This window comes from Paenibacillus sp. BSR1-1 (assembly GCF_030403775.1).
Lineage (GTDB): Bacteria > Bacillota > Bacilli > Bacillales > Cytobacillaceae > Neobacillus.
Window position 1 is genome coordinate 23,564 of record NZ_JAQMWQ010000014.1, and the last position, 20,037, is coordinate 43,600.

At 39.3% G+C, this 20,037-nt stretch carries 23 protein-coding genes, 1 riboswitch and 1 other annotated feature (1 of these 25 running past the window's edge); of the genes, 14 read left to right on the forward strand and 9 right to left on the reverse strand.

Translation table 11 applies throughout. The features are described from left to right. Window positions 1-123: 123 nt before the first annotated feature. The gene (locus PH210_RS18345) at window positions 124-597 is read left to right on the forward strand and encodes an S-ribosylhomocysteine lyase (protein WP_289987578.1); all 474 of its coding nucleotides are present in this window, start codon (window positions 124-126) and stop codon (window positions 595-597) included. A 38-nt stretch (window positions 598-635) separates the two neighbouring features. Here the strand turns inward: PH210_RS18345 and ytzI are convergent, their stop codons facing one another. Together ytzI and PH210_RS18355 are read right to left on the reverse strand one after the other, a co-directional pair. Continuing rightward, a complete protein-coding gene (ytzI, locus tag PH210_RS18350) occupies window positions 636-803 on the reverse strand; it encodes a YtzI protein (RefSeq protein ID WP_483312124.1) in 168 nt (55 codons plus the stop codon). A gap of 97 nt (window positions 804-900) precedes the next feature. Next, complete coding sequence (locus PH210_RS18355) at window positions 901-1,158, reverse strand: DUF6154 family protein (RefSeq protein ID WP_223595769.1); 258 nt, start codon at window positions 1,156-1,158, stop codon at window positions 901-903. 219 nt (window positions 1,159-1,377) lie between these two features. On the opposite strand from PH210_RS18355, the gene PH210_RS18360 reads away from it, so the two are divergent. Both PH210_RS18360 and ytkD read left to right on the forward strand, forming a co-directional pair. Next, window positions 1,378-1,701, forward strand: coding sequence for a hydrolase (locus tag PH210_RS18360; protein WP_289987583.1), 324 nt, complete (start codon window positions 1,378-1,380; stop codon window positions 1,699-1,701). Window positions 1,702-1,783: 82 nt separating this feature from the next. Then, complete coding sequence (gene ytkD / locus PH210_RS18365) at window positions 1,784-2,254, forward strand: RNA deprotection pyrophosphohydrolase (RefSeq protein WP_289987584.1); 471 nt, start codon at window positions 1,784-1,786, stop codon at window positions 2,252-2,254. 21 nt (window positions 2,255-2,275) lie between these two features. Here the strand turns inward: ytkD and PH210_RS18370 are convergent, their stop codons facing one another. Genes PH210_RS18370 through PH210_RS18380 form a run of 3 tightly spaced genes read right to left on the reverse strand, consistent with a single transcriptional unit; the run spans window position 2,276 to window position 4,881 of the window. After that, a complete protein-coding gene (locus tag PH210_RS18370; RefSeq protein WP_289987586.1) occupies window positions 2,276-3,082 on the reverse strand; it encodes an ABC transporter permease in 807 nt (268 codons plus the stop codon). Continuing rightward, window positions 3,063-3,839 carry an ABC transporter ATP-binding protein gene (locus PH210_RS18375; protein ID WP_289987588.1) on the reverse strand — a complete coding sequence of 259 codons (777 nt, stop codon included), beginning with the start codon at window positions 3,837-3,839 and terminating at the stop codon, window positions 3,063-3,065. The genes PH210_RS18370 and PH210_RS18375 overlap by 20 nt, the downstream gene beginning before the upstream one ends. A 22-nt stretch (window positions 3,840-3,861) precedes the next feature. Next, window positions 3,862-4,881, reverse strand: a complete 1,020-nt coding sequence (locus PH210_RS18380) for an ABC transporter substrate-binding protein (protein WP_289987589.1) — start codon at window positions 4,879-4,881, stop codon at window positions 3,862-3,864. 107 nt (window positions 4,882-4,988) lie between these two features. Here PH210_RS18380 and PH210_RS18385 point away from each other — a divergent pair, with 107 nt between their 5' ends. The 4 genes from PH210_RS18385 to PH210_RS18400 all read left to right on the forward strand — a co-directional run bounded on the left by PH210_RS18385 (window position 4,989) and on the right by PH210_RS18400 (window position 7,733). Then, window positions 4,989-5,789: an alpha/beta hydrolase family protein gene (locus tag PH210_RS18385; protein ID WP_289987590.1), complete on the forward strand. Its 801-nt coding sequence runs from the start codon at window positions 4,989-4,991 to the stop codon at window positions 5,787-5,789. 38 nt (window positions 5,790-5,827) lie between these two features. Further along, on the forward strand, window positions 5,828-6,070 hold the full coding sequence (locus tag PH210_RS18390; protein ID WP_289987593.1) for a DUF2584 domain-containing protein: 243 nt from the start codon (window positions 5,828-5,830) through the stop codon (window positions 6,068-6,070). A gap of 204 nt (window positions 6,071-6,274) precedes the next feature. Continuing rightward, window positions 6,275-6,793 (forward strand): RNA polymerase sigma factor, encoded by a 519-nt coding sequence (locus PH210_RS18395; protein WP_289987594.1) that lies wholly within the window; start codon window positions 6,275-6,277, stop codon window positions 6,791-6,793. Then, entirely contained in the window at window positions 6,777-7,733 is a 957-nt protein-coding gene (locus PH210_RS18400) for a hypothetical protein (protein WP_289987596.1), read from the forward strand. Before PH210_RS18395 ends, PH210_RS18400 begins: the two co-directional genes overlap by 17 nt. A gap of 16 nt (window positions 7,734-7,749) precedes the next feature. Here PH210_RS18400 and pckA read toward each other — a convergent pair whose 3' ends face one another. Further along, window positions 7,750-9,333: a phosphoenolpyruvate carboxykinase (ATP) gene (gene pckA, locus PH210_RS18405; protein WP_289987598.1), complete on the reverse strand. Its 1,584-nt coding sequence runs from the start codon at window positions 9,331-9,333 to the stop codon at window positions 7,750-7,752. 261 nt (window positions 9,334-9,594) lie between these two features. Then, window positions 9,595-9,725: riboswitch (SAM riboswitch) on the forward strand. Between the two features lie 271 nt (window positions 9,726-9,996). On the opposite strand from pckA, the gene metK reads away from it, so the two are divergent. Together metK and asnB are read left to right on the forward strand one after the other, a co-directional pair. Beyond that, the gene (gene metK / locus PH210_RS18410) at window positions 9,997-11,196 is read left to right on the forward strand and encodes a methionine adenosyltransferase (RefSeq protein ID WP_223595749.1); all 1,200 of its coding nucleotides are present in this window, start codon (window positions 9,997-9,999) and stop codon (window positions 11,194-11,196) included. 213 nt (window positions 11,197-11,409) lie between these two features. Next, on the forward strand, window positions 11,410-13,314 hold the full coding sequence (asnB, locus tag PH210_RS18415; protein WP_289987600.1) for an asparagine synthase (glutamine-hydrolyzing): 1,905 nt from the start codon (window positions 11,410-11,412) through the stop codon (window positions 13,312-13,314). A gap of 35 nt (window positions 13,315-13,349) precedes the next feature. On the opposite strand, the gene PH210_RS18420 is transcribed toward asnB, so the two are convergent. After that, entirely contained in the window at window positions 13,350-13,862 is a 513-nt protein-coding gene (locus PH210_RS18420; RefSeq protein WP_223595745.1) for a gamma carbonic anhydrase, read from the reverse strand. 277 nt (window positions 13,863-14,139) lie between these two features. Here PH210_RS18420 and PH210_RS18425 point away from each other — a divergent pair, with 277 nt between their 5' ends. Both PH210_RS18425 and tbcS read left to right on the forward strand, forming a co-directional pair. After that, a complete protein-coding gene (locus PH210_RS18425) occupies window positions 14,140-14,943 on the forward strand; it encodes an alpha/beta hydrolase (RefSeq protein ID WP_289987603.1) in 804 nt (267 codons plus the stop codon). An 18-nt stretch (window positions 14,944-14,961) separates the two neighbouring features. After that, on the forward strand, window positions 14,962-16,044 hold the full coding sequence (gene tbcS / locus PH210_RS18430) for a tetraprenyl-beta-curcumene synthase (protein ID WP_289987604.1): 1,083 nt from the start codon (window positions 14,962-14,964) through the stop codon (window positions 16,042-16,044). A gap of 23 nt (window positions 16,045-16,067) precedes the next feature. Here tbcS and mnmM read toward each other — a convergent pair whose 3' ends face one another. Together mnmM and mnmL are read right to left on the reverse strand one after the other, a co-directional pair. Then, on the reverse strand, window positions 16,068-16,640 hold the full coding sequence (gene mnmM / locus PH210_RS18435; protein WP_289987606.1) for a tRNA 5-(aminomethyl)-2-thiouridylate-methyltransferase MnmM: 573 nt from the start codon (window positions 16,638-16,640) through the stop codon (window positions 16,068-16,070). A 4-nt stretch (window positions 16,641-16,644) separates the two neighbouring features. Further along, complete coding sequence (gene mnmL, locus PH210_RS18440) at window positions 16,645-17,595, reverse strand: tRNA modification radical SAM protein MnmL/YtqA (protein ID WP_289987607.1); 951 nt, start codon at window positions 17,593-17,595, stop codon at window positions 16,645-16,647. Between the two features lie 338 nt (window positions 17,596-17,933). Here mnmL and PH210_RS18445 point away from each other — a divergent pair, with 338 nt between their 5' ends. The 3 genes from PH210_RS18445 (at window position 17,934) to PH210_RS18455 (ending at window position 19,736) form a co-directional block, all read left to right on the forward strand. Next, window positions 17,934-18,197, forward strand: a complete 264-nt coding sequence (locus PH210_RS18445; RefSeq protein WP_223595736.1) for a YtzC family protein — start codon at window positions 17,934-17,936, stop codon at window positions 18,195-18,197. A 13-nt stretch (window positions 18,198-18,210) separates the two neighbouring features. Then, entirely contained in the window at window positions 18,211-18,390 is a 180-nt protein-coding gene (locus PH210_RS18450) for a glycogen biosynthesis protein GlgD (RefSeq protein WP_223595734.1), read from the forward strand. Window positions 18,391-18,548: 158 nt separating this feature from the next. After that, window positions 18,549-19,736: an MDR family MFS transporter gene (locus tag PH210_RS18455; RefSeq protein ID WP_289987611.1), complete on the forward strand. Its 1,188-nt coding sequence runs from the start codon at window positions 18,549-18,551 to the stop codon at window positions 19,734-19,736. Window positions 19,737-19,868: 132 nt separating this feature from the next. Beyond that, window positions 19,869-20,037: a binding site (T-box leader), on the forward strand (it continues 54 nt past the right edge of the window).

Below are 20,037 nucleotides of genomic sequence, written 5' to 3' on the forward strand. Positions count from 1 at the left end.
TGGTTACTTACAAAATACCATATATTAAAACGAACGTCTAAATTTGTTAAATATAACTAAGTAGATGAAAAAACTCGGGATTTAGTGTATGATAGTTTGTAGATAATAAAAGGAGTGATACTGATGCCTTCAGTTGAAAGCTTTGATTTAGACCATAATGCCGTTAAAGCACCTTTTGTGAGACACTGTGGTGTTCATAAAGTAGGAAGTGACGGAGTTGTTAATAAATATGATATTCGTTTTTGCCAGCCAAATAAACAGGCGATGAAGCCTGATGCTATTCATACACTTGAACATTTGCTTGCCTTTAATATCCGTAAGCATTCCGAGAAGTACGATCATTTTGATATTATTGATATTTCTCCAATGGGGTGCCAAACAGGATACTATCTTGTCGTAAGCGGTGAACCGACAGTAGAGGAAATCATTGATCTTCTTGAGGATACAATGAAAGATGCCGTTACTATCACTGACATTCCTGCAGCAAATGAAAGACAATGTGGTCAGGCAAAGCTTCATGATTTAGAAGGAGCTAAGAGTTTAATGAATTTCTGGCTTGAGCAAAGTAAAGAAGACTTAAAGAAAGTATTTGGTTGAATGTAAAAAATTCCTATTCATTTTGAATAGGAATTTTTTTATGCTTTCTTATTGTCATTTGAATTTAAAATTTCTTTTTGCTCTTGATCCACATTAGGATTATTTTCTAGTGGATCAACTGTATGCTTATATGTATAGGCTTTCGAAGTTGTAATTACAGCTAATAATAGCACAACAATAACAATGATGATGCATACGACAAACACTGTATACAAGAGTATTCCCCCTTTTCCTTATTGTAACATGAAACAAAAAAGGAAGCCTTAAACTAGCGCTCCCTTTTCTCGCGGCGTATGTAATATATTAGTGTATATTTCGTGGATAATAAGTATTGGTGCGATGTTGTCCATACTCTTCCTGCGCAAATTTACCCTTCAGGCTTTCAATTAAATAAAGACCCATTAAATCGTATAATTCCTGTTTACTCATATCCTGAATTAAAGCAAGAAGGTCCTCATGTGACATTTCCTCCAAAAAAGCAAATGCGAGCATATCGATATCCTCTTCATCACCCGTAAGCTTGTTCCGGTACATTTCATATAGTTCATCGACTAATTTCATACTTGAACACCTCCTGCCTTAATTATTATTTTTTCTTTAACAAACGTAAACCATTCCATAAACAGCGAAAAATTACTTTTTCCAATTGACTGAAAAATCTGTTTTCTCTGATTGTATGATTATTATATCGTATTCATTTCTAAAAAATGAATCGAAATTTGTAAAAGAATAAATTTTATCTTTTTGTGGATTAATAAATAGTAAAAGGGGATGACAAAAATGGGTGAACAAAAGAAAACCTATTATATAGACGTTGGGACAGGCGAAATTTCTCAGAGTGCCACCAGTTCAACATGGAACTATAAAATCCAGGCGACAGATGAAGAAATTATTCAATTACGCGAGTTGTTTGATCAAAATTATTCGACAGAGTGGAAAAACTTTATCAGAGCGCATATTCCATTTGTTGAATATCATAACGACAGTGACAATCATGCCTATGATAGTACAATCCAACAAGTATATGGGATGATCCATAAGCTAGGGGATGAAGAGGCACGAAATCATATTGAAAGTATGAATATTTTACAAAAAAATGAATAAGAAGAAGCAGGAAAATCCTAGTCTCTAGGGTTTTCTTTTTTTGTTATAATAAAATATAAAAACAATTTGAGGCGGGTTGGGCATGATTGATTTTTTAGATAGTAATGGAAATAAGGTGACATTGTCTTTTTCTCATGATGCGTTTTTAGAAGATGCAAAGCATGTTCTCGTCATTTGTCAATTTGGTGAGGACTGGCTCCTAACCAAGCATAAAAAACGAGGGCTTGAGTTTCCTGGAGGGAAAAGAGAGTTCGGCGAAACACTCGAGGAAGCGGCTAGGAGAGAAACCTATGAGGAAACTGGAGCTATTTTAAGTGAATTGAAATATATTGCTGAGTACAAAGTGTCAGACAAGGAAGGTTCATTTGTAAAAGCTGTTTTTTGGGGAAAGGTAAAAAGGTTAGAGAAAACAATTACATACCACGAAACAAATGGTCCCATTTTGGTCAGAGGCAACCTGCTGCAGCTTCGTTTTGAAGAAAATTATAGCTTCATCATGAAAGATCAGGTCGTGGAGGAATGCATGAAATGGCTGCAAAATGAAAAAGAATAGCGGCAAGCTTAAAGCAACCCACTATTCCTTGATAAGTTTTTTTTCTAATAGATCGACAAGCTGATACATAATCGTGGCAAATAAAGCGATGACTAATAATGATAAGAAGACAAGTGTAAAATTAAATACCTGAAATCCATAAATAATCATATATCCGAGTCCTTTTGTGGATACAAGAAATTCTCCCACGATGACCCCAACCCATGAAAGCCCGACATTAACCTTTAATGTAGAGATAATGGTTGGAAAACTGGCAGGCATAATGGCTTCTTTAAAACATTCAAAGCGTGTGGCCCCGAAGGTTTGAAGTACCTTTAAATAATTGGGGTCTACTTCTTTGAAGGAGGTATACACAACAAGAGCTGTGATGATTACTGAAATAATAACGCCATTGGCGATTATAGAAGTGTATCCCGGACTTAAGGCGACAATAATTACAGGGCCTAAGGCTACTTTTGGCATCGCATTAAATATAACAAGATAAGGATCAAGTATTTTGGACACCAAGGGGGACCACCAGAGAAGCGCGGCAATCAGGACACCCAATATCGTGCTTATAATAAATCCTACGATGGTTTCCATTAATGTGGCCCCTAAATTGGTAAGTAAAGAGCCGTCTTGAATTTTATCCAAGCATAGGGACCAGATTTTTGATGGAGAACTGAAAATGAGCGGGTCAATCCATTGCATACGGCTTAAAAATTCCCAGCTGGAGAAGATGAGCAGGAAAATAATTATTTGATAAAATCGAACCCAGCGTTTTTCATTTTTTAAGGAATGAATATAGTTTTTATGGAGGAGTTCCACCTTATATTTTTCCTGTTTCAAGTGACTCCAACTCCTTCCATATTGTTTGAAAGATGTTTTGAAAGGCTTCGTGATTTCTTGATTCAAAAGGAGAAAGTTTCCGAAGCTCTTCGGGCATTTCAAACGTTTTATAAATTCTTCCTGGTTTTGCTGAAAATAAAAAGATACGATCGCTCATAGCGATGGCTTCACCAATATCGTGGGTTACGAGTATGGCCGTTTTGCCGAATTCACTTAACGTTTTGGAAACTAAATCCTCTAGCTTTAGCTTTGTTTGATAATCAAGTGCCGAAAATGGTTCATCCAGCATCAGCAATTTTGGTTCTGTTGCCAGTGTTCGGACAAGGGCGACACGCTGCCTCATCCCACCGGATAACTGCTTAGGCAGCTGTTTTTCCACTCCAACTAACCCAATTTGATTTAATAAGCTATATGCCGCAGTCTTTGTTTTCTCATTGAGCTGTTTTGATAATTTAAGGCCTAATAAGATATTTTCTTCAATCGTTTTCCAAGGAAACAAGTAATCCTGCTGCAGCATATAGCCGATTTCATTTTTAGAAGTAGATATAGGTTTATTTTCTAAAAGGACTGTTCCTAGTGTTGGTTTTAAGAGACTGGAGATAATCGAAAGCAAGGTTGTCTTTCCACAGCCACTAGGGCCGAGGAAGGAAACTAATTCTCCCTCCTCAACCGTAAGTGAAATTTCGGAGAGGGCCGTGGTGGCAGAGGCTTTGGTGAAATAGGTGTGATGAATATCCTGAACCTTTAAGAAGCTCATGTTGACGGCCTCCCTTTCCTATTTATTTATTCATTACTTTTTTCGCAACATCGGTATTGACAAGTGTTTTATGGTCTACTTCTTTAGGAAGTGAACCAGCTTCCTTCATGATATTTTGCAGGTTGTTCCACTCTTCCTCGTCTAAAATAGGATCCGTGGCATAAGAGCCTTGGCTCTTATAGCGATCAATAACGGTTTTCATAATCTCAAAATCGGTATCTGGAAAATAAGGCTCTACAGCTTTAGCAATTTCCTCAGCACTATGTGCTTGCACCCATTGCTGTGCTTTGTAGATGGCCTTTGTAAATTTTTCGATTGTAGCTTTATTTTCTTTCATATAGCTTTCTTTCGCCATAAAGGTTGTGTAAGGAACATGGCCAGATTCTTTACCAAAAGAAGCAACAATGTACCCTTTTCCTTCTTTTTCAAAGATGCTGGCGGTTGGTTCAAATAATTGAACATAGTCATAATTATCAGAAGAGACAAAGGCATTAGCAATGTTGGCAAAATCAATGTTTTGGGTTAAGTTTAGGTCTTTATGAGGATCGATGCCATGTTTCTTTAATACGAATTCACCGACCATCTGTGGCATTCCTCCAACACGCTGGCCAAGGAAGTTGGATCCTTTTAATTGCTCCCAAGAAAAATTATCGTTTTTCTTTTTTGCTACCAGGAAGGTTCCGTCAGTTTGTGTTAATTGCGCAAAATTGATGACCGGATCGTTAGAGCCTTGAGCGTATACATAAATGGATGTTTCTGAGCCGACAAGGGCAACATCTGCGGCCCCAGAGATAAGGGTTGTCATCGTTTTGTCGCCGCCGGGGGTTGTGGTGATGGTGACGTCAAGACCTTCATCCTTAAAGAAGCCTTTCGAAGCAGCAACATATTCTGGGGCATAGAAAATCGAGCGGGTAACCTCAGCAACTCGTACTTTTTCAAGTTTCTTTGGCTTAGCTGTGTCATTGTTATTGCAAGCTGCGAGTGAAAACATCAGTATAGCAATGAGGAGAAAGGAAAAACTGAATTTTAACCATTTTCTCATGAATGAACCTCCTTATTTACCATTCAATCTGGGCGTTTTGCCTATGATAATGTATGAAAAGGAAAAAAATGTGTGAATGCCCAGTGATAATTAATTTGGAAGGAAAGATGACAGAGTTGAACCTTGATGATGGAAAAATCTTAGACATACAGCGGTTTCCTTCACCTAATCCTAAGGTGGAATTAAAAGTAATTACGTATCTATCTGGTGGGTTACGGGTAAAGGGGATGCTGGCGGAACCAAAATGTAAAGGCCGGATGGATGGGTTTCTTTATTTACGCGGGGGGATTAAAAATGTTGGGAAGGTAAGGCCTTCCAGGATTGCCCAGTTTGCCTCTGAGGGCTTTATCGTGTTTGCCCCTTATTATCGTGGAAATCAAGGCGGGGAGGGCAATGAAGATTTTGCCGGTGATGACAGGCTGGATGCTTTCTCAGCTTATGTGCTGTTAAAATCTTTCCCTAGGGTTCAGGCTGTCCATATTTTTGGTTTCTCTCGCGGCGGTGTAATGGCGCTGCTTACGGGTATTCAGTTTCCTGAAGCAGCTTCTGTTGTCACTTGGGGCGGTGTCAGTGACATGAGCCTTACCTACTATGAACGGAATGATTTACGACGAATGATGAAAAGGGTAATTGGAGGGACACCTGAAAAATATCCTGAACGGTATCATGACAGAACTCCCCTTTATGGGCTTGAAAACCTTGAATCTCCAGTCCTGATTATACATGGTGTTAAGGATCACAATGTGTCTGTTGACCATGCTTACCGTCTGGAAAAAAGGCTCAGAGAATTGGACAAGCCCTTGGAGTGCTGGTACTTTGAGAACTTTACACATTATTTTCCTCCTGAAATCAATCGAAAAGTCGTAGAGGATTTAACGAAGTGGATGAAAACAAATGGTAAAAGATGATAAAATAGGAATATCAAGAGCAGAGGAGCGGATTTTTAATGGGTATGCCCCTTGAATTAAATACGATGATTGTGACAAAGGGTAGAGAGAAGCGAGTGGAAGAAAACCTATTTACTTTGGAAAAGGAAGGCTTCCGACTTTATCCAATTGAAATTCCAGTGGATGTTAGAAAAACAATCGAAAGCGAATCAAACGGAACTGCTATGATTAAAAAAGTAGAATGGCAAAAAAACAGCACAACTATCACGTATCAACTAATTTCATTGAATTCCACGAACTAAGCAGGCGGATTGATGCCTGCTTTTTTTCTTTTTGCCTGTGTTAAAGGCCATTGTTGATTTTTTCACACTGTTGATTGGAGCGCAAATCAACAACCAAGTTTAAAAGAGCCTTCTTTTTAATAAAAGTGTAAGAAAAAATTGCCAAACACGTCTAATAAATAGAAAAACAATTAGTTTATGTTTATTGAGTAAGGGGGAGTTAGGTTGGAGCGAGCCCATCCAATTGAAAAATGGTTCATTCAATATGAAAAAGATGTCACAAATTTTTTAGTTTATTATTCGGGATCGAGGGATGTAGAGGATTTGGTCCAAGAGACCTTTTTGCGGGCATTTCAAGCATATAGCCGATATAAAAATGAAGCGAGCCCGAAAACCTGGCTGATTTCAATCGCGAGAAATACTGCCATAGATTTTTACCGAAAAAGATCCGTTTGGCAGAAGCTTAAAAAACTTTTAGATACTGAATCACCTAAACCCCTTGAGCCTGCAGAGGATTTGCTGGTCAGGAAAATCGAGTATGCTTATTTATACGAAGCGATTAACCAATTAAAAGATAATTATCGCGATGTCATCATACTTAGGGGGATTGCCGAACTTTCTTCACAGGAAGCCGGCCATGTTCTCGGTTGGTCAGAAAATAAAGTAAATGTAACATTTCATCGGGCAGTGAAAAAATTAAATGAGTGTCTTAAGGAGGGGGAGTACTTTGAGAAATTTATCTGATAAAGATGTATTAGAGATGCTCTCAAATTTTCCAAAGCATGAATTAACAACAGAACAGAGAACGGATTTGTTAATGGTAATAGGTGAGGCAACTACTAGGAAACATAGAAAACCTTTTAACTTTCAAAGAATAGCAGCGCTGGCCTCCGTATTTGTCCTAGTATTATTAGCTCCACTCCTTTATTTCACTGACAAAAAAGACTCTTCTTCACAAATTACCGGCTCTGGAAGAACTAAAACAGTACAACAAGGTGAGTACTTTGCACTTAAAGATACGGACGGCTCTCCTCTTTATGCAGATAGTAATTTTGGTGTTCCAAACAAAGTGAGCCTGCTGGCACCACAGGAATGGTTAGCGAAGGACCGAAGGGGGTTATCGAAGATAGCCATCTATTTATGGGGCGACTACGAAAAAGATTTTGCAAATAAACCTCTTAAAATTGATGCCATACATGTAAAAACAGGGGTAAAAGAACATCTAGCAACAACCGTCATTTCAGGAGGAATGTATGGGGCAGACGGTCATGCAATGACGGGCTTTAAATCGCTTGATTTACCCGGCAAATGGAATCTTGAATTCACGGCAGGCAATAAAAAAATCGGCGAATTTTCCATCTATGTAAAAGAGCCCTACGTTATAGTTGGTAATTCTACTCTGATGATTTCGCAAGAAGATTTGTTCGCTGGTTTCTACGAAGATGTTTTCATTGAAGTAGAGGGAGATGACCTTCCTCCTGAAATAACATTAGAGGTATTTTCTTTAGAAAATGGGGAGGCATCCGAATTTACCTTTAAAGATAAAAAAGATTACACGACAACGGATGGTAAAAAGATGTCGATGTATCAAGGAGATTTCCACCTTAAAAAAAGCGGTAAGTACCGTTTTACCATTTTACAAAAATCAGAAGCAGTAGAAGTAAGAAAGCCCTTATCAAATTGATAAGGGCTTTTCGTATTTAAGCGACCGGTCCGCCTTTTTCTTCGATTTCAGCAGCGACACTCGTAAACTTTTTAAAGTTTTCACGGAATTTAGCGGCAAGTTCTTTTGCTTTCACTTCATAGGCTTGTGGGTCTGCCCATGTTTTAATTGGCTGAAGAACATCATCAGGAACACCGGCAATATGAAGCGGAATGTTCAGGCCGAAGATTTTATCCTTGACTGTTTCTACATGGTTCAATTCTCCCTCAAGGGCCGCTTGAACCATAGCGCGTGTATATGAAAGCTTCATGCGGTTTCCGACACCATATTCGCCGCCAGTCCAGCCTGTATTGACTAAAAAGACATTGGCATTATGCTCAAGAATTTTTTCACCAAGCATTTCAGCATAACGAGTTGCAGGAAGCGGCAAGAAAGGCGCTCCAAAGCATGTAGAGAAGGTTGCTTGTGGAGACGTGATTCCACGCTCGGTTCCGGCAAGCTTTGAGGTATAACCACTTAAGAAATGGTACATTGCTTGCTCTTTCGTTAATTTTGCAATTGGAGGCAATACCCCAAAGGCATCTGCTGTTAAAAATACAATTGTATTTGGATGTCCTGCAACGCTTGGCAGAACAATATTATCTATTGCTTGAATTGGATAGGCCGCTCTAGTATTTTCAGTTAATGTTCCATCATCATAATCCGGAATTCTGGATTCTTGGTTAACCGTAACATTCTCAAGCACAGTACCGAAACGAATGGCATCAAAAATTTGCGGTTCTTTTTCACGAGTTAGGTTAATACATTTCGCATAGCAGCCGCCTTCGATATTAAAGACGCCATTGGAAGACCAGCCATGCTCATCATCGCCGATAAGCTTGCGATTTGGATCTGCTGAAAGGGTAGTTTTTCCCGTACCGGATAAACCAAAGAATAACGCCACATCCCCTTCAAGACCAACATTCGCAGAACAGTGCATTGAAAAAATATTGTTTTCAGGAAGAAGGTAATTCATTACAGAGAAAATTGATTTTTTCATCTCACCGGCATATTCCGTTCCACCGATTAACACAATGCGTTGTTCAAATGAAATAATAATAAAGGTTTCTGAGTTTGTACCATCTACGGCTGGGTCTGCCTTGAAATTTGGAGCAGAGATAACTGTAAAGCCTGCTTCATGTTCAAGCAATTCGTCTTCTGTTGGACGAATGAACAACTGGTGGGCGAATAAATTATGCCATGCATATTCATTTACGACTTGAATTGGCAATTGCGATTTTTTATCGGCTCCGGCAAAACCTTTAAATACAAAGATCTCATTTTGTTCTTTTAAGTACTCTAATACCTTATGATAGAGGTTAGTAAACACTTCTTCGGAAATAGGCTGATTAGAGCCCCATGCGATCTTATCTTTTGTGGAATTTTCAACGACAATAAATTTATCTTGCGGTGAACGTCCTGTATACTTGCCTGTGGAAACACGAACTGCACCAGTTGCAGTTAATGATCCTTCATTACGGCTTAGAATTTTTTCAACTAGCTGAGGAACTGATAATTGAACTTGGATATTGTTTTCTTTAAGTAATTGTTTTAATTCATTAGGAATATGAACAGAATTCATTTATAAACCATCCTTTTTATTTAATTTAAATGGCGATTTTTATATTAATTAGTATAACACATTTGTAAGATTAGTCTATACTATTTAGTTAGTTCAAGTTGTATTTTATACATTATTCATTGATTAAGCAAAAAGAAAATATTTATATCATGAAATTAAAATTTTTTTTATAATTAATGCCATATACATGGTAAAAGTTTCATAAATATCAATTGACACTATTCGATATTGTAGGGTATGATTTTAATTTGAACGGATACTCTCTTATCCCGAGCTGGTGGAGGGACAGGCCCTATGAAACCCAGCAACCTGCAAACGAAAAATTTGTATTAATTTATTTTTCGGGCAAAGGTGCTAAACCTGAAGCAAGGCTTGACCTTGAACGATAAGAGTGAAAGGCACGCAAACATTTTGCACTCAACCTTTCCTCATACGATGGAAAGGTTTTTTTGTTTTTTCGTGCTGCATAATCGCTTTTTCTTTATTCCATTGTGAGTTCTTCAGCCGGGTTTTTTAATAATACTGTGGTTATTAATAAAATACCCGTGTTTATTTCATACTACTAAGGGAATGAGTTCCGTATCAACCCGAGGTTAAACTAACAAGGTAGCAATAACCCCACACATAACCTCACTTTATTTCAATAATATAGGAGGAATTCAGATGTCAACAAAACGTCGTTTGTTCACTTCTGAATCAGTAACTGAAGGTCATCCTGACAAGATCTGTGACCAAATTTCTGATTCCATTTTAGATGCTATTTTAGCAAAGGATGCTAATGCCCGTGTTGCGGCTGAAACTTCCGTAACAACCGGATTAGTCCTTGTAGCTGGGGAAATCACCACTTCTACATATGTGGATATTCCAAAAATTGTCCGCGAAACAGTTAGGGAAATTGGTTATACTCGTGCAAAGTACGGCTTTGATGCGGAAACTTGCGCCGTTTTAACTTCGATTGATGAACAGTCTCCAGACATTGCAATGGGGGTTGACCAAGCGCTTGAAGCTCGTGAAGGATTAATGTCGGATGAGCAAATTGAAGCAATTGGTGCAGGGGACCAAGGTTTGATGTTTGGCTTTGCCTGTAATGAAACAAAAGAGTTAATGCCTCTTCCAATATCACTTGCTCATAAGCTAGCACGTCGTTTAACAGAAGTTCGCAAAGAGGAGCTTCTTCCTTATCTGCGTCCTGACGGTAAAACACAAGTAACCGTTGAATATGATGAGAACGACAAACCAGTACGTATTGATACAATTGTTATTTCAACACAGCACCACCCAGAAGTTTCGCTTGAGCAAATCCAGCGGAACCTTAAAGAATATGTGATAAATCCAGTTGTTCCAAAGGAACTAATTGATGAAAATACAAAATACTTCATTAACCCAACTGGCCGTTTTGTTATCGGCGGACCACAAGGGGATGCTGGCTTAACAGGCCGCAAAATAATTGTTGATACTTACGGCGGTTATGCTCGTCATGGCGGCGGTGCCTTCTCTGGTAAAGATCCAACAAAAGTTGACCGTTCTGCCGCTTATGCAGCACGTTATGTAGCAAAAAATATCGTTGCAGCAGGTCTTGCTGATAAGGTAGAAGTACAGCTCGCTTATGCAATCGGTGTAGCAAGACCAGTTTCCATTTCAGTGGACACTTTTGGCACTGGTAAAGTAAGCGAAGATGTTTTAGTTGATCTTGTAGGGGCAAACTTTGACCTTCGCCCAGCTGGAATTATCAATATGCTTGGCCTTCGCCGTCCAATCTATAAGCAAACAGCCGCTTATGGACACTTTGGCCGTACAGATGTTGATCTTCCTTGGGAGCGTACCGATAAAGCTGAAACGTTACGTGAGCAAGCAAATTTATAATTAGCCTTATAAGGAGTTGCATATAAATATGTAACTCCTTTTATTTATTAGAGTCCATTATAATATATCGGGTTTAAGTAGGTCGAAAGAAGTGAAAAATGATTGTACTTGATTTTCGTCAAGTTCACAGTTCCATTTTAAAAAAAAAGTGGTAGTATAAGAGAGTATGTTTTTTAGCAAGGATATTTTGAACTGGAGTAGGTGAGGTACATAATGTGTGGTTTTATCGGTTGTGTACACGACAAAACACAAAACTATAGTGATGAACAAAAACAACAATTTAAAAATATGAACAATATTATAACCCATCGCGGTCCTGATGATGATGGTTTTTATTATGATGACCATATTCAATTTGGCTTCCGCCGCTTAAGCATCATTGACATAGAGTCCGGACACCAGCCGCTGACCTATGAAAATGAGCGCTATTGGATCATTTTCAATGGCGAAATTTATAACTATGTAGAGCTTCGTGAAGAGCTTCTCAAAGAGGGCTTGAAGTTTGCCACTAGTTCAGATACAGAAGTTATTATCGCTCTTTACAGCCATTTGAAGGAAAAAGCAGTTGAAAAGCTGCGCGGGATGTTTGCCTTTGTCATCTGGGATAAACAAGAACAGACACTTTACGGGGCACGCGATCCGTTTGGAATCAAACCGTTCTTCTATTTTGAAGATGGTGAAAGAACTTTTTTTGCTTCAGAGAAAAAGAGTATTCTTCTTGCCCTTGAGAACGATGTCCTTAATTATGATTCCTTGCAGCATTATTTAACCTATCAATTTGTCCCTGAGCCGAATACACTGTCTGAAGGTATTAATAAGCTTGAGCCTGGACATTATTTTACAAAGAAAATCGGCGCTAAAATGGAAATGAAGCGTTATTGGAAAGCCCATTTTAAGCCAGTTCAGAAATCTGAAAATGATTTCGTCAAAGAAATTCGTGACATCCTATTTGATTCAGTTGAGAAGCATATGCGAAGCGATGTTCCAGTCGGCTCCTTCCTTTCTGGCGGAATCGATTCTTCTATCATTGCGTCTATTGCTAAACAGTTTCATCCTGCAATCAAAACCTTCTCAGTAGGCTTTGAGCACAATGGGTTTAGTGAAATTGATGTAGCCAAAGAGACTGCCGAGAAGCTGGGTGTTGAAAATATCAGTTATGTGATTACTCCAGAGGAATATATGAATGAAGTTCCAAAAATCATGTGGCATATGGATGATCCGCTTGCAGATCCTGCCTGCGTACCGTTATACTTTGTCGCTCGCGAAGCGCGGAAGCATGTTACGGTTGTGCTTTCAGGTGAAGGTGCCGATGAGTTGTTCGGCGGATACAATATATACCGCGAACCTCAATCGTTGGAGGTATTTAATAAAATTCCGAGAGTAGGTAAGGTACTATTAAAAGGAATCGCTAATATGATGCCTGAAGGCACGAAAGGCAAAAGTTTTATCGAACGCGGCGTGACACCAATGGAAGAGCGCTATATTGGCAATGCTAAAATGTTCATGGAAGAGGAAAAACGAGAGCTTCTAAATGTGTACCGTCCAGGATTAAACTATACTGACATTACAAAGCCTCTTTACGAAGAATCCAGAGGCTATGATCCTGTTGACCGAATGCAATACATCGATATTCATACATGGATGCGCGGAGATATTTTACTGAAAGCAGATAAAATGACAATGGCACATTCTTTGGAGCTGCGTGTTCCTTTCCTTGATAAAGCTGTTTTTGAAGTGGCTTCAAAAATCCCTACAAGCTTAAAAACAGCTAATGGTACAACAAAATATATTTTACGCAAAGCAGCCGAGGGCGTTGTTCCGGAACATGTATTGAATCGTAAAAAGCTAGGTTTCCCAGTGCCAATCCGTCACTGGTTAAAGAACGAAATGAATGATTGGGCAAAGAACATCATTCGCGAAAGCAATACAGACCACTTAATCAATAAACAATTTGTGTTAAGACTGCTTGAAGACCATTGCCAAGGAAAAGCTGATAACAGCCGGAAAATTTGGACGGTGCTTATGTTTATGGTATGGCATCAAGTATATGTCGAAGACGTTTATTCCTTTCAGCGAGAATATACAGCAGCAAAATCATTAGAGACAATGAAAAATTAAGTTAAAAAAAGCACCCGGCGGGTGCTTTTTTTAACTTATGATTGTAAGGACTTATAATATTGGGCTTTCTCAGCATATTCCCTCGTGATTCTCTCCATATCCTTTATATCCTCTGGGGTTAATTCTCTAATAACTTTAGCGGGCCTGCCGAATGCTAATGTATTAGGGGGGATTTTTTTTCCTTGCGGGACAAGGCTTCCGGCTCCAATAAAGGCCCCTTCACCAATTTCAGCTTGGTCCAAAACAATGGATCCCATTCCGATTAAGGCTCGTTTCCTGATGATACAGCTGTGAAGAATCACCTGATGCCCAATCGTTACTTCATCTTCTAAAATTAGCGGGTTATTGGGACTTTGGTGTAAGATAGAATTATCTTGGATATTTACTTTATTGCCAATCTTTGTCGGGGCAACATCGCCTCTAATGACAGAATTAAACCAAACGCTGGATTCTTCGCCAATTTCAACATCGCCTGTAATCGTGACATAATCAGCAATAAAGGCTGTTTCTGCAATTAACGGATACTTATCTTTAAAGGGATAAATCATACTAGTAGCTCCTTTTTTAATAATGGCTCTTTTCGTAAACTTTGTTGCTTGTAGAACTTATTAAGGGTCATTTACAAAGTTTCTAGGCAATTTTCGCAAATATCTTTACGAAAAGATGCCATGGAGAATCATGTTAAACGGGTTGATGAACCTATACGAAAAACAACAATCTTTGCGAAAATAGCCTTAATGATGGTTCTATTGTAGCGAAAATTGGGAGCCTTTTTCAAAGCTTAAGTTTTTATTATTTTCAACTATTTTAGGGGGACATAAAAGTATGTGGAAGTGGGAAGCAGAAGGGGATGCAAAAGCGGTCATTGTGATGGTACACGGGGCAATGGAGCACCATCGCAGGTACGGATGGCTGATTGAGATGTGGCGTTCTTCAGGCTTTCATGTCATTATGGCTGACCTTCCTGGTCAAGGTATGACAACACGAGCCAACCGCGGTCATATTGATTCCTTTGATGATTACATAATTGAAGTGAAGGATTGGGTTCAGGCAGCCTACCGCTATAATTTACCAGTTTTTATATTAGGTCATAGTATGGGGGGACTGATTTCTATCCGCCTTCTGCAAGAAGAAAGATTAAATATTGCGGGGGTTATTCTTTCATCACCATGCTTAGGACTTGTAAATAAACCTTCAAAATTTTTAGAGTTTGTTTCACACGGGTTAAATGTCGTGTTTCCTTCCTTCAGGGTCAATTCAGGTTTAACCGTTCAGATGGCAACAAGAAATGAAGACGTAAGGGAAGCCGATTCAAATGATACTCTTTACGTGACAAAGGTTTCAGTTAGATGGTACCGTGAACTTGCTGCGGCCATGAAGGAGGCATTCCTTAAGCTTGAACTAACTCAAGATATTCCGATGCTTCTTATGCAGGGCGGGGATGATAAAATCGTCAAGAAAGGAACCGTTAAGGAATGGTTCAATCATGTCCCATTATCAGAAAAAAGGTTTAAAGAATGGCCAAAATACTACCATGAAATTTTTAATGAACCAGAGCGTGAAGAGGTATTTGAATACGCGAAGGATTTTGTTATTAGTCAATTAAAAGCAATAGGCTATATTGTATAGAAAGGGTTGTCGTATTCCATGAAGCCAATTACCCTAATGTCCAGGGTTTACCGAAAAATACTTCCAGCCGTACACAAAGAATTGGCTTATTGGAAAAGCCGTGCTGAAAAAATACCGAACCCTGAATTAAAAACCCAGGCTCTTGCTAGTATTGAGCACAAAACCTTCCATTGTGAGGGAGGAAGTATTCTCGCAATCACTTCAGGTGAACATTATAAAAAAGCAATCAAGTTTATTGTTGCCTATCAAACGATTAGTGACTATCTTGATAATCTCTGTGACCGCAGCACCTCTCTTGATCCTGATGATTTTGCGGCCCTTCACGAGTCAATGCGCGATGCACTTATAATAGATGCGGAAGAGAAAAATTATTACCGGCTTCGCGAGGATCAGGATGATAATAACTATTTGAATGATTTATCAGCAGCGTGCCGAGAGGTTTTAAAGGATGTCCCTCATTATGAGCTAATAAAGGATTATCTGCTTGAATTGTGCCAATATTATTGTGATTTGCAAATCCATAAACATGTTATAAAAGATGAACGAGTGCCGCGGCTGGAGAAGTGGTTCCATCACCATCAAAATCAATTGCCGCCAATGGAATGGTATGAATTTTCTGCCTGCTCCGGTTCAACTTTAGGGATATTTTGTCTGATTTCATATGCAATGAGGGAAGATTTTAAGGCAAGTGACGCCGAAAACATTCGAAAAGGTTATTTTCCTTATATTCAAGGCTTGCACATCCTCTTGGATTATTTTATCGATCAAGAGGAGGACGTTGCCGGAGGCGATTTGAACTTTTGTTCTTATTATGAAAGCGAAGAAACGCTTTTTAAGCGGTTAAAGCATTTCGTTACAGAGGCTGACCGGCATACGGAATTCCTCCCCCATAAAAAATTTCATCAGCTAATTAATCGCGGGTTATTGGGGATATATTTATCTGATTCAAAGGTTCGCAAACAGAAAAATGTGCGAAAGCTGGCAAAAGGAATTATCAAATCTGGAGGATGGATTAGTTATTTCTTTTATTTCAATGGACTTGCCTACCGCTCGCTGCAAAAATCGGTGCCATCCTTTGTAACTAGACTTATGATTAAATAAAAAAACCAGGCGCGGCCTGGTTTTTACCTCTTTTCAATTGCAACAATAAACGGCGGGTTATTTTGTTGATTGATGAATTGATACTGGAGGACGTGTGCTTTTTTTTGGTCTGTTTTTTGGCAATATTGAAGTAAATAATCCCGTTCTACAGCCCCTTCCTCGTGACCGTGATAGATGACAAGAACTATGATGCCCTCAGGTGCCATCAACTCCATTAATTGCTCAATGGCAGCAACAGTCGTCTCTGGTTGGGTCACAATTGTTTTATCACTGCCTGGAAGGTACCCAAGGTTAAAAATAGCCCCGGTAATTTTTCCATGGTAATCCGGTGGTATTTTTTCTGATAAATGCTCGTGCCCTTCATGAAAAAGGGTTACACGCTCTAACATTCCGTGTGCGCTAAGGCGTTCTTGACTTGTATGGATCGCTTCCTCTTGTATATCAAATCCAAACACCTTACCAGTTTCACCAACCAAATTGGCTAAAAATAACGTATCATGTCCATTTCCTAAAGTGGCATCCACGACAGCATCGCCGGTTTGAACAGCTTTTTTAAGTAAGCTTTTTGCAAACGGAAGAATTCGTTCCATTTTCATTGGTTTAAACCCCTTGATAAAATTTGCCTTGCCAGCTGTCCCGTCGTTTTAGTTCCGCATCTATCGAGTTTAGCACTTCCCATTTGTTGACGCTCCACATCGGTCCAACCATTAAGTCAATTGGTCCATCTCCTGTAATTCGATGGACAATCATTTCCGGCGGTAAAATTTCTAATTGGTCACATACTAAATTTACATAATCCTCTTTCGAAAGAAACGCAAGCATGCCCTTTTCATATTGTTTCACCATTGGAGTGCCTTTTAAAAGATGAAGCAGGTGAATTTTAATTCCCTGTACATCTAATTCGGCAACCGCTCGTGCCGTTTCCATCATCATGTCATACGTTTCGAGCGGAAGACCATTGATTAGATGTGAGCAGATGCGGATTCCATGCTTCCTCAGCTTATTGACTCCATCAACATAACATTGAAAGTCATGAGCACGATTGATTAATAATGCCGTCCGTTCATGAACTGTCTGCAGGCCTAACTCTACCCATAAATAAGTTCGTTTGTTTAATTCCGCTAAATATTCGACTACATCATCTGGGAGACAATCGGGTCGGGTAGCAATCGAGAGACCAATTACGTTTTCCTGCATTAGCACTGTCTCAAACTTTTCTCTCAGGACCTCAACTGGAGCATGGGTATTAGTATAGGCCTGGAAGTAGGCCATATATTTGCCGTCCTTCCATTTTGTATGCATTTTTTCTTTAATTTTGTTGAATTGTATTTCAAGAGGCTCGGCACGGTTCCCGGCAAAATCTCCGGAACCAGCAGCACTACAAAAGGTACAGCCTCCATGGGCGACCGTACCATCACGATTAGGACAATCAAATCCACCATCTAGCGCAACTTTAAATACCTTATGACCAAATTGATTTCGCAGGTGATAATTCCAAGTATGATACCGTTTATTATCAGATGCATAGGGAAAAGGTTTAGTCTGAAGCATCAGAAAAACCTCCTTTATTTTGTAATAATGTTGATTGGAGCAGAAGGCGCGAGACTCCTGTGGGACGGGGCAGGGGAGACCCCGCAGGCACCAAAGCGCCGAGGGAGCTCCCCCGGCACGCCCGCGAACCGCTCGCGCCTGGAGCGTAAATCAACATGTCGATTTAAAAAAGTTTGCATAACTTTGATTTTAACATGAAGCGAAAAGCATATCCATTGCGTTTATCACAGTTGAATTCCCAACATTTATCAAATCGTTCATTGTCATAGGAAAGCAAATGGAGAACAGAATAAGAAATGAAGCAGTGTGCTTCTAAAGAGAAGAAGGGGGTTCTAAAGATGGCAACTCGTGAATCCATGGAGACATTAATGCAGCAATGTGAGGATGCTATTCGATATGCCCAAGATCAATACAAGGATAGCAGCCTACAAGAGCATTATAATAACGACGATTACACTAAAGCCTTACAAACGCTTGAAGAAACCTACCAAGATATTGCAAAAATGGCCCACAGTGCAAATTCACAGCAGCGGGAGCAGCTTCACAGAATGAGGCTGCAAATTCAACAGCTGCAAAACAATATGATCCTGCAAGGGCATTAAGGGAGGGAACATTTTGAAAAAACGTTCAAAACAACAAAACCCCGAACAAACAACACGAAATGGCATCAATAATCAAGACCTTGAATTCGGACAAGATGTTGATGTCGTGAAGCAGGCTAAAAAACAATATGAAAAGTCAGGCGGTCAGCCCGTAAAATCGAAAATGCATCAAGAAAAAGACCAATCGTCATAATAATAATAAAAAAGATCCCTCCAAGCTTTTCTTTGAGGGATCTTTTTTTGTAAAAATTATCGTGGACTGTAATGAAGAAAAAGATTGCACATAAATATAAAAAGGTCTAAAATTACCAAGGATATCGAAATAATTTTATAATAAAGGAGCGTATTTTCATGCCACGTGCCTTATGGCTTTTAATTATCGGGATGGCAGTGAATGTAATCGGCTCTTCTTTTTTATGGCCTTTAAATACCATCTATATTCACGATCATTTAGGAAAATCATTATCGGTTGCTGGAATTGTTCTGATGTTGAATGCAGGGGCAAATGTCATCGGAAATTTATACGGCGGCCATTTATTTGATAAAATAGGCGGCTATAAATCTATTCTTTTAGGAATCTTTATTTCACTTGCAGCCCTTATCGGATTAACCTTTTGGCATGGATGGCCGGAATATGTTGTTTTTCTAACGATTGTAGGCTTTGGAACAGGAATTATTTTTCCCTCCATGTATGCGATGGCAGGCTCCGTTTGGAAAGAAGGCGGAAGAAAGTCGTTTAATGCCCTTTATGTCGCGCAAAATCTTGGGGTAGCTGTAGGTGCTGCACTAGGGGGACTAGTGGCAGATTACTCATTTCAGCTCATTTTTCTTGCCAATATGGTTATGTATGTGATCTTCCTGCTTATTGCCGTTTTCGGGTATAAAAACATTTTAGTAGATTCGGAGAAACCAGAAAACAATGCAAAAGCAGAAAAAGGAATAAAATCCAAGGCAAATCTTCAGGCATTAATGATTCTCTGCTTAGGCTATTTACTATGCTGGGTAGCATATGTTCAGTGGACTACCACGATCGCTTCCTATACGCAGGAAATCAATATCACCTTAACGCAATACAGTTTTTTATGGACAATTAATGGAGCGATTATTGTTCTAGGTCAACCCCTTTTAAATGGGGTGCTGAAATTTCTTTCTTCATCATTAAAGCTTCAAATACTGATTGGAATTGGCATTTTTATTATTTCATTTATTGTTGCAGGGAATGCCAGCGCCTTTTCAGGATTTCTAGTCGCCATGATAATCCTAACAATTGGGGAAATGTTCATCTGGCCCGCAGTCCCGACAGTTGCCTTCAGTTTGGCACCAAAGGGCAGAGAAGGCTTTTACCAGGGTATCGTCAATAGCACCGCAACCGGAGGCAGAATGATTGGCCCGCTGTTAGGAGGCATGCTTGTAGATTTATATAGCATGTCAGCCTTATTTACCGTTTTAATTGGACTATTCCTCATTGCAATCGTCACGACCCTTTTATACGATCGAAATTTAAGGGTGTCAGGCACCGTCCGTGGACAAATCCAATGATTTGTCCACGTGAGGTGGACAAAAGGTTTTGAGGTTTAAAAGGGAAATTTGTTGTCCATTATGAAATTAGGCAGCGGGGTTACTTGCAAATTGTTAGGAAATTTAATACAATAACCGTAATACTTTTATATTGAAAAAACAGTGATTAGGAGTAGTAATGGTCCCTATCCGCATTTAGAGAGTTGACGGCTGGTGAAAGTCAACCGGGTACATCATGAACTCGCCTATGAGTCGCAAGCATGAATCTAAAGTAATGTTTGCCGTATTCCGCGTTAAGGATAATGAAGCGAGTGTTTTAAAC